11 protein-coding genes and 1 pseudogene are annotated in these 9,073 nt (G+C 53.2%); 2 read left to right on the forward strand and 10 right to left on the reverse strand.

Annotation, left to right across the window (positions count from 1 at the left end; translation table 11 throughout):
• A partial coding sequence (locus B2Z72_RS19110; protein WP_414716716.1) for a MutS-related protein occupies positions 1 to 796 on the forward strand: 796 nt, incomplete at its 5' end.
• 207 nt (positions 797 to 1,003) lie between these two features.
• A complete protein-coding gene (gene fdxA / locus B2Z72_RS19115) occupies positions 1,004 to 1,333 on the forward strand; it encodes a ferredoxin FdxA (RefSeq protein WP_296986351.1) in 330 nt (109 codons plus the stop codon).
• Positions 1,334 to 1,472: 139 nt separating this feature from the next.
• Here fdxA and rpoS read toward each other — a convergent pair whose 3' ends face one another.
• The 10 genes and pseudogenes from rpoS to eno form a co-directional block, all read right to left on the reverse strand.
• Positions 1,473 to 2,453 (reverse strand): RNA polymerase sigma factor RpoS, encoded by a 981-nt coding sequence (gene rpoS, locus B2Z72_RS19120; protein WP_296986349.1) that lies wholly within the window; start codon positions 2,451 to 2,453, stop codon positions 1,473 to 1,475.
• An 84-nt stretch (positions 2,454 to 2,537) separates the two neighbouring features.
• Entirely contained in the window at positions 2,538 to 3,311 is a 774-nt protein-coding gene (locus tag B2Z72_RS19125; RefSeq protein ID WP_296986346.1) for a peptidoglycan DD-metalloendopeptidase family protein, read from the reverse strand.
• 261 nt (positions 3,312 to 3,572) lie between these two features.
• On the reverse strand, positions 3,573 to 4,463 hold the full coding sequence (locus B2Z72_RS19130; RefSeq protein ID WP_296986344.1) for a DUF368 domain-containing protein: 891 nt from the start codon (positions 4,461 to 4,463) through the stop codon (positions 3,573 to 3,575).
• A 43-nt stretch (positions 4,464 to 4,506) separates the two neighbouring features.
• The gene (locus B2Z72_RS19135; protein ID WP_296986342.1) at positions 4,507 to 5,139 is read right to left on the reverse strand and encodes a protein-L-isoaspartate(D-aspartate) O-methyltransferase; all 633 of its coding nucleotides are present in this window, start codon (positions 5,137 to 5,139) and stop codon (positions 4,507 to 4,509) included.
• Positions 5,140 to 5,173: 34 nt separating this feature from the next.
• Positions 5,174 to 5,914: a 5'/3'-nucleotidase SurE gene (surE, locus tag B2Z72_RS19140; RefSeq protein ID WP_296986340.1), complete on the reverse strand. Its 741-nt coding sequence runs from the start codon at positions 5,912 to 5,914 to the stop codon at positions 5,174 to 5,176.
• Positions 5,911 to 6,900 carry a tRNA pseudouridine(13) synthase TruD gene (truD, locus tag B2Z72_RS19145; RefSeq protein WP_296986338.1) on the reverse strand — a complete coding sequence of 330 codons (990 nt, stop codon included), beginning with the start codon at positions 6,898 to 6,900 and terminating at the stop codon, positions 5,911 to 5,913. The genes surE and truD overlap by 4 nt, the downstream gene beginning before the upstream one ends.
• Before the next feature lie 7 nt (positions 6,901 to 6,907).
• The gene (gene ispF / locus B2Z72_RS19150; protein ID WP_296986336.1) at positions 6,908 to 7,387 is read right to left on the reverse strand and encodes a 2-C-methyl-D-erythritol 2,4-cyclodiphosphate synthase; all 480 of its coding nucleotides are present in this window, start codon (positions 7,385 to 7,387) and stop codon (positions 6,908 to 6,910) included.
• Between the two features lie 6 nt (positions 7,388 to 7,393).
• A complete protein-coding gene (gene ispD, locus B2Z72_RS19155; RefSeq protein ID WP_296986334.1) occupies positions 7,394 to 8,113 on the reverse strand; it encodes a 2-C-methyl-D-erythritol 4-phosphate cytidylyltransferase in 720 nt (239 codons plus the stop codon).
• A 13-nt stretch (positions 8,114 to 8,126) separates the two neighbouring features.
• Positions 8,127 to 8,447, reverse strand: a complete 321-nt coding sequence (locus B2Z72_RS19160; protein ID WP_296986331.1) for an FtsB family cell division protein — start codon at positions 8,445 to 8,447, stop codon at positions 8,127 to 8,129.
• 182 nt (positions 8,448 to 8,629) lie between these two features.
• Positions 8,630 to 9,073 (reverse strand): annotated as a pseudogene (eno, locus tag B2Z72_RS19165) (phosphopyruvate hydratase); the annotation flags it as partial.

Genomic DNA, 9,073 nt, shown 5'->3' on the forward strand with positions numbered 1-9,073 from the left:
GAACATGGGCGGTAAATCCACCTACATGCGTCAGGTAGCGCTGATTTCCCTGCTGGCTTATATCGGCAGTTACGTACCGGCCGACGAATGTACCCTGGGCCCGGTGGACCGTATTTTTACCCGCATGGGATCGTCGGATGATGTCGCCGGCGGCCGCTCTACGTTTATGGTGGAAATGACCGAGACGGCCAACATCCTGCACAACGCCACTGAGCAGAGCCTGGTGTTAATGGACGAAGTTGGCCGCGGCACCAGCACCTTTGATGGTTTATCCCTGGCCTGGGCCAGTGCCGAACATCTGGCACAGAACACCGGGGCTTTCACCCTGTTCGCCACCCATTATTTTGAAATGACGGCCCTGCCGGAACAGCAGGACAACGTGGTGAACGTCCATCTGAAAGCCACCGAGCATGACGAGCGTATTATCTTCATGCACTCGGTGGAAAATGGTCCGGCCAGCCAGAGCTATGGTCTGCAGGTAGCGCAACTGGCCGGCGTGCCGGACAACGTTATCAGCGCCGCACGGGCACAGCTGGCATACCTGGAAAAAAGCAGCAGCCACAGCCAGCCACAGGCTGGTGTTGTTGCCACTTCGGTTGCTCCTTCTGTTGCGGAAGAAGCCGCTGCCCCTGTCACAACCGCTAAAAAAGTGCCCGCGGCCGATCAGCCATGGCAGAACGACCTGTTTGCCTCAGCACCTTCAGCTGCGGAAGAAAGAATGTCTGCCGTTGATCCCGACGAGCTGACACCGCGTCAGGCGCTGGAGCTGCTGTACGAACTTAAGAAGCTGATATAAGCGTTACAGGCTTTCGTGGGTATAAAAAGCGGTTTTTAAATAACTGCTTTAAATATCCCTATAACGGAACAGTCTGATGCCTGATCTTGCCGCTCGGGCTTGCGCTACCTAAAATACCGGCCAACATCTGTGCTCAGGCCCGTCGTCGGCGTCAGGCACAGCCAGAATTGATGAGTTATAACGAATTTAAAAACAGGAGATCACCGGATGGCGTTCGTCGTTACCGATAACTGTGTGAAATGTAAGTACACCGACTGCGTAGAAGTTTGCCCGGTTGATTGTTTCTACGAAGGCCCTAACTTTCTGGTGATTCACCCGGACGAGTGTATCGACTGTGCGCTGTGCGAACCAGAATGCCCGGCTCAGGCGATTTTCTCTGAAGACGAAGTGCCGGCTGGTCAGGAGCAGTACATCGAGCTGAACGCTGAACTGGCGGAAGAATGGGTCGGCAACAACATCACCGAACAGAAAGATCCGCTGCCAGACGCTGCAGAGTGGGACGGTGTCGCGGACAAGTTGCAATACCTGGAGCGCTGAGTCTCAGCATTCCTGTGTGGCCGTTGAGAGCGTTTTTAACAGCGCTCTAAACAGCATGAAGAGCCGCACAAAAAAGGCTGCCATAAGGCAGCCTTTTTCGTTTCGAGGCAGTATCACTTCAGCGTGATGGAATCAGTGATCATGCTTCGCCGAACAGCGTGGCAGCATTCAGACCCTGTTTTTCCATAATTTCACGCAGACGCTTCAGCGCTTCTACCTGAATCTGACGCACGCGTTCACGGGTCAGACCGATTTCGCGGCCCACATCTTCCAGTGTGCTGGTTTCATAACCACGCAGACCGAAACGACGGGACAGAACCTCACGCTGCTTCTCAGGTAATTCTTCAATCCAGCGATCCAGATTCGACTGAATATCCTGATTCTGCAGTTCTTCACCCGGATCATTCACACGCTCATCAGCGATGGTATCCAGAATGGATTTGTCGGATGACGGACCCATCGGAGTATCAATGGAGGTTACACGCTCGTTCAGCTTGAGCATGCGCTTAACGTCTTCCACTGGTTTTTCCAGCAGCGCAGCAATTTCTTCTGCTGTCGGCTCGTGATCCAGTTTCTGCGTCAGCTCACGGGCAGCACGCAGATACACATTCAATTCTTTAACCACATGAATCGGCAGACGGATGGTACGGGTCTGGTTCATGATGGCACGTTCAATGGTCTGGCGAATCCACCAGGTCGCGTAGGTAGAGAAACGGAAGCCACGCTCCGGATCAAACTTCTCTACTGCGCGGATCAGACCCAGGTTGCCCTCTTCGATCAGATCCAGCAGCGACAGACCGCGGTTCACGTAACGACGGGAGATTTTTACCACCAGTCGCAGGTTACTCTCGATCATACGACGGCGGCCCATTTCGTCGCCTTTACGGGCCAGTCGTGCGTAGTGTACTTCTTCTTCTGCAGACAGCAGAGGTGAAAAACCAATTTCATTCAGATACAACTGAGTGGCATCCATTGCCTTATATGATGTGTCTGCAGCGAACTTCTCTACCGCTTCTTCTTTGTCGTCAGCTGAATCATCATCGCTGTCGACCAAAGCCAGTTCGTCTACATCATCAAAAACGTCTTCTTCTCGTAATTCGCGCTGTTGTTGTACTGCCATGTTTAGTTCCCGCCTTATTGGTCGTCCCGAATCTGAACCGAAACAGATTTCATACCAGAACGACTGGTTAATTTATATCCAACTCTAACCGGACCTGGAAGGCAGGTATTCGAGCGGATCAACCGGCTTGCCGTTTCTTCGGATCTCAAAGTGAAGTTTCACTTTGTCGGTACCAGTAGATCCTATTTCGGCAATTTTCTGCCCCGCTTTAACAACTTCCTGTTCGCGGACCAGAATGCGGCTGGTATGGGCGTAGGCACTAAGGTAAGTATCGTCGTGTTTAATAATCACCAGATTGCCGTAACCACGCAGACCCTGTCCTGCGTAGACCACAGTTCCTGCCGCTGCTGCAGACACAGATTCTCCCAAAGAACCGGTGATATCAATCCCCTTGCTGACCGGCTTTTTGGTCGAAAAATAGCCAATCAAACGACCATTTGCTGGCCATTTCCAGTCAGTTTCAGCTTGAATGGCAGGCTTTTCTGGCGGGTTTTGACTGATTTGAGGAGGGACTGTGACGGGTATCGAATTTTTTGTCGGCACTTTTGACGGTTTTTCGACGCGTACGGGTTTGGTACTGGCGGGCTTTCTGTTGATATTTCTAACGTCAATTTTTTGACCAGGGTAGATAGTGTAAGGGCTGTATATATAGTTAGCACTCGCTAACTGCCGATAGTCTACTCCGTAGCGCCAGGCGATCGAGAACAGGGTATCTCCTTTTTGCACGAGATGGATTCCTGACGCGCTTTCCTGTTTACTGAACTTCTCTTCAACTGAGACAAATTCTCGTCCGGACAAACACCCTGTTAACAGTGTGGCTATCGTGACTAATGTGACAGTGGCCAGTGCTTTCATCATCTACCGCCGGTGGTTGTTTTTTGACACTCAAAAATGACAGCTTTTTGATTTCATCCGGAAAGGCCCTACTTTCAAACTTCCGGATATAAAAATAACTTTAATAATTCTAAATAAGTCTTAAAAAAGCTGTGTTTTCTTTACTCTCATGCCCGTTTAGTGGGTTAGACCGGAGAGTCACATAAAAAAAATACCCATAACTTGCAAAAGCTTATTTTTAGTTAACAAGTGTTCTTTAACAAAACACTGACAAAACTCCGCCTTTCAGTCTCTTGCAATGCGTTCCATACCAAGAACCAGAGCAATACCGGCAAGCGCCAACAGGCAGGCGAGGCCAGTTTCTGCCGTCATGTGCGGCAAGATGTTGCTCTGGATAAAGGGAATTTCTTCGCCATGACTGTTAATCCGCGTCTGTAAGGTCTCTTTCCATGGCCATACTTTCACCAGAGAACCGACCATAAAGCCGCTCAGCAAGGCAAAAGTCTGGCTGCGATAGTGATGCAGCAACCAGCTGAGCAGACGCGAAAACGCCATAAGTCCCAACACAGCGCCACAGCCGAACAGGCCGATGATGCTCAGATCAAAACTTTTTACCGCCCCCAGAATCGGCGCATAAAGGCCCATCAGCAGCAGGATAAAACTGCCGGAAATGCCCGGCAGAATCATGGCACAGATGGCCACACTGCCGGCCAGAAACACCACCAGCGGCGTTGCCTCAGTCTGCGTCGGCGAGGCCATGCTGATCCAGCCGGCAACAACAGCACCCAGCAACAGCAGCAGAACTTCAGGCAGGCGCCAGCGCGGAATCTGTTTACCGATGTGCCAGCAGGAGGCAATGATCAGCCCGAAGAAAAAAGACCAGACCCACACCGGGTAGTTCATCAGCAGGAAATGAATCAGTTTGGCCAGGGATACCAGCGCGATCAGAATGCCGCTGCCCAGCACCAGCAGAAAAGTACCGTTAATGGCGCGCCAGGCGGCGGCTGGTCCATCGCGGAAGAGTGTTTTGACGGCGTTGAGATTAACACTGCGGATACTGTCCAGCAGCTCGGTGTAGATACCGGTAATAAAGGCGATGGTGCCCCCGGAGACTCCGGGCACCACATCGGCTGCCCCCATTGCTAATCCTTTGAGGAACAGCCAGAGATGTTTCATGCGTTGTTGTCCTGTGGTTACTCAGCCGGGCAGCAGCGTCTGGTCAGCTCTGAACACCCGGCAAAAACGGTACAAATTTTACACTTTCGAGTGTTTTACGGCTGAAGTGTTCACCGTGACGGGTAATTAACACCAGCTTTTGTTCAGCACCACCCACCGGCATCACCAGCCGGCCGCCATCGGCCAGCTGATCAAGCAGTGACTGTGGCACCTGCTCCGGTGCGGCAGCAGCAATAATGCCGTCGAACGGACCGTATTCAGGCCAACCCCAGCTGCCATCGGATAACTTCAGCGACAGGTTGCGATAGCCCAGATCACGCAGACGTTTCGCTGCGCGTTTCTGCAGCGCGTCGATGCGTTCGACACTGTAAACTTTTTTCACCAGCGGCGAGAGTACTGCGGTCTGATAACCGGAACCGGTTCCGATTTCGAGCACTTTCTGCAGTGGACCGGCGGCCAGCAGACATTCCGTCATACGGGCGACGATATAGGGCTGGCTGATGGTCTGGCCATTGCCGATTGGCAACGCTGTATCTTCGTAGGCGCGATGAGACAGTGCTTCATCAACAAAAAGATGGCGTGGCGTCTGAGCCATAACATCCAGCACAGACTCATCTTTGATTCCGTTATCTCTCAGACGCTGCACCAGCCTGTTGCGGGTGCGCTGAGAGGTCATGCCAATTCCGTTTACCTGTTGATCGTTCACTGGCTCAGTTCTCTAAAACCTCGGTCACTCTCTGCAGAGTGGAATGCTGGGTCATATCCATGGCGATCGGGGTAACGGAAACCTTACCCTGTTCGATGGCGTGTATGTCTGTGCCCGGGCCGTCATCGGCAAACGCACCGGCGGCGGAAATCCAGTAACACTCTTTGCCGCGGGGATTGGTGGTCAGCACCGGATTATCGGATTTATGGCGGTGGCCGAGGCGGGTCACTTCGATGCCCTGCAATTCCTCATAGGCCAGATCAGGCACATTGATATTGATGATGGAATTTGCCGGCAGCTGTAATTGCTCCAGTTTTGGCAGCAGTTCCAGCAGCACCCGGGCGGCGGTAGCAAAATGGCTTTTACCGCACAGAGACACCGCAACCGGTGTCTTTTCCAGAAAGCGCCCTTCCATCGCGGCGGCCACGGTACCGGAATAGATAACGTCGTCGCCCAGATTGGCACCGGCATTAATGCCGGAAATAACGCGCTCACATTGGTCTTTATAGAACGTGTTAATACCGAGATGTACACAGTCCGTTGGCGTACCGTTGATGCTGATGATGCCCTCGTCCAGATGCAGCGGATGCAGCGGACGATCCAGCGTCAGGGAGTTGCTGGCCCCGCTGCGGTCACGGTCCGGCGCTACCACGCAGGTAGTGTGACCGGCCTGTTCCAGAGACTGCCTGAGCGTCCTGAGTCCGGGGGCATGGACTCCGTCATCATTGGACAACATCAGCTTCATTCACTGCGTTCCTTTTCTTCTGTGTGCAATATTTCGCGGATTACCGATGTCGCATAATACCCGGCTGGCAGCGAAAAGGAGAGACTCAGCGCCGTTTGTTCTGGCGTTTCCTGCCATTCCCAGCTGAGATTGGCAGCCAGTGCTGCCACTGCACGGCGCTCCTGCTTCAGACCCGCATGCTCAAGACCATCACACAGAGCCGCGTGGGATTCTGCAATCTGAGTTTCCAGCGCCAGCGCGTCCTCAGTACTGGCCAGGCGGCCTCGTCCCCACAGTGGTGCTGTCGGAGTTTCGCTGTCATCCATAATGTCACCACTGATGCTCTGACCCCACAGGCCACGACGGATACGCTCCGCCACCACATCATTGAAAATCAGTGAGCGCACAGCTGACAGGTAAATGCTTTTCTTGTTGCGGTTTTTAACTTTGAACTCGCCGGCCAGCATGGCACGGCCGGATTCAATATTGCCGCCGCCGTGACCAAAACGCTGCTCACCGAAATAGTTAGGCACGCCGTGTTCACGCACCAGCTGCAGGTTACGCTCAATAGCGTCACGATCACCCTGCACAGAGGTCAGGCGGATCTCGAAGCGGTTACCGAGCAGATCACCACGGCGTAATTTTTTGCTGTGCCGGGTCTGTACCAGTACCGTCATTTCATCATCGTTGAGCTGAGCGAAATCCGGCGCTTCGACTCTCGGCAGATAAATACTGAACCACTGACGGGTAATGGCATTGCGGTCTTTCATCCCGGCATAGCCAACATCCATCTCTTTAACGCCAGCCAGTTCTGCCAGCTTTTTCGCAATCCAGGCGGTATTGGCACCGTTCTTTTCGATGTGCAGCCAGACGTGCTCACCATCGCCACAGGGCTGATCCAGTGGCATTTCATCCACCCGGAAGTCGGCGTTGTCGGCTTTCAGAACCGCACGGGCCTGAGTCTCTGGGTAGGCATTAGGCCAATCGGGTAACAGGGATTCGTTCACACACTTCTCAATGTTCGTTAGTTAACAGCAAGGCCACCGCGTGGACCGCGATGCCTTCTTTACGGCCGACGTAGCCGAGTTTTTCGGTGGTGGTGGCTTTGACGTTTACATCGTCGAGGCGCACCTGCAGATCTTCAGCAATGCAGTCACGCATAGAGCGGATGTGCGGTGCCATTTTCGGCGCCTGAGCAATGATGGTGACATCGACATTACCGACACGGTAACCCTTATCCGCCACCAGCGACATCACATGACGCAGCAGCACCCGGCTGTCGGCACCGGCATAAGCTTCATCGGTATCCGGAAAATGCTGACCGATATCACCCAGCGCGGCAGCGCCAAGCAGGGCGTCTGCCAGAGCATGCAATGCAACATCACCATCGGAATGGGCTTTCAGTCCGCGGCTGTGAGGGATCTGCACACCACCAATGGTAATAAAATCGCCGTCTTCAAATGCATGAACGTCAAAACCATGGCCAATACGCATAAGGGGTCAGTCCTCAGAGCGGGATAAAAAGAATTCTGCCAGCGCCAGATCTTCCGGGCGCGTGACTTTAATATTACTGGCCTGTCCGGCGACCAGTGCCGGTGACAGTCCAAGGTGTTCCATGGCGGAGGCTTCATCCGTTACTTCAAAGCCATCAGCCAGTGCTTTTTGCAGCGCATGCTTCAGTTCAGCATAGCGGAATACCTGCGGTGTCAGCGCATGCCATAACTGTTCACGTTCAACCGTATGATCGATAACGGCACCCGCAACAGTGCTGTTATCTGCCCCTTGCCTGCCGCGTTTCATGGTATCGCGCACCGGAGCAGCGAGAATAGCACCCGGGTCCTGAATCGTGTGCAGCAATTTATCGAGATCAGAATGCAGCAGACAGGGGCGCGCCACATCGTGTACCACTACCCAGTCATCTGCAGCGGCAATACCTTCCAGTGCCTGCAGACCATTGAGCACAGAATAACAGCGCTCACTGCCGCCGGCGGCACGGATAATACGCATGTCGCTGGCGAAGTCGCTGTGCGGCCAATACGGATCATCCGCAGACAGCACCAGTACCAGACGTTCAAACGCCGGATAGCTGAGCATCAGCGCCAGCGTGTGATCAATCAGATAGCGGTTTTGCAGTGTCAGATATTGCTTCGGGCGGTCGGCCTGCATGCGTGAGCCAACGCCTGCGGCGGGGAGAATGGGCCAGAACTTGGGGCTTGTCATTATTATCGGTCTGTCACGGTTGTGCTGATGGTTGCGGATCAACAAACAGAATAAAGGTTTCGCCTTCGCGTACCAGCCCCAGCTCTTCCCGGGCTTTTTCTTCCAGAATCGAACTGCCGGCACGCAGGTCCATCACTTCAGCCATCAGCGATTCATTTTCACTCTGCTGAACTTCGTTATCCTGATGCAGTTTGCTGATTCCGTGCTGCAGACTGCGGGTGGCAATCACACCGCTGTCGTCAAACCAGATACGGTATTGCAGCAGTAACAGCAGAAAAACCGGTACCACAATCATCAGTATGTTTTTTAAATTCGGGATAAATTTTTCCGACATTCCGTTTTCCGGTTCGATGATCCCATCAGGGTACAGAGTTTAGTGCACAGAGCCACGTTTAAACAGGCCGAAACTGTCTGGAAAGCGACCTGCGTCCGGTACAATCACAACCCGGTAACAATGATAAAAACTGCGCCCATAAAAAACGGGCCGTTAAGCCCGTTTTTTTACATCCGCCAGAATTACTGGCCTTTGATCTCAGAGCGACCTTTGTATGGGGCTTTCGCACCCAGTTGCTCTTCGATACGCAGCAGACGGTTGTATTTGGATACACGGTCTGAACGGCACAGAGAACCGGTTTTGATCTGACCCGCAGCAGTACCAACTGCCAGATCGGCGATGGTGCTGTCTTCGGTTTCACCGGAACGGTGAGAGATCACAGCGGTGTAACCTGCGTCTTTTGCCATTTTGATCGCGTCCAGAGTCTCAGACAGAGAACCGATCTGGTTGAATTTGATCAGAATGGAGTTACCGATGCTTTTCTCGATGCCTTCCGCCAGGATTTTGGTGTTGGTTACGAACAGGTCGTCACCGACCAGCTGTACCTTTTCGCCGATCTTGTCGGTCAGGACTTTCCAGCCAGCCCAGTCGGACTCGTCCATGCCGTCTTCGATGGAGATGATCGG

Source organism: Thalassolituus sp. UBA6592, from assembly GCF_002433655.1.
Classification (GTDB): Bacteria; Pseudomonadota; Gammaproteobacteria; order Pseudomonadales; family Oceanobacteraceae; genus Venatoribacter.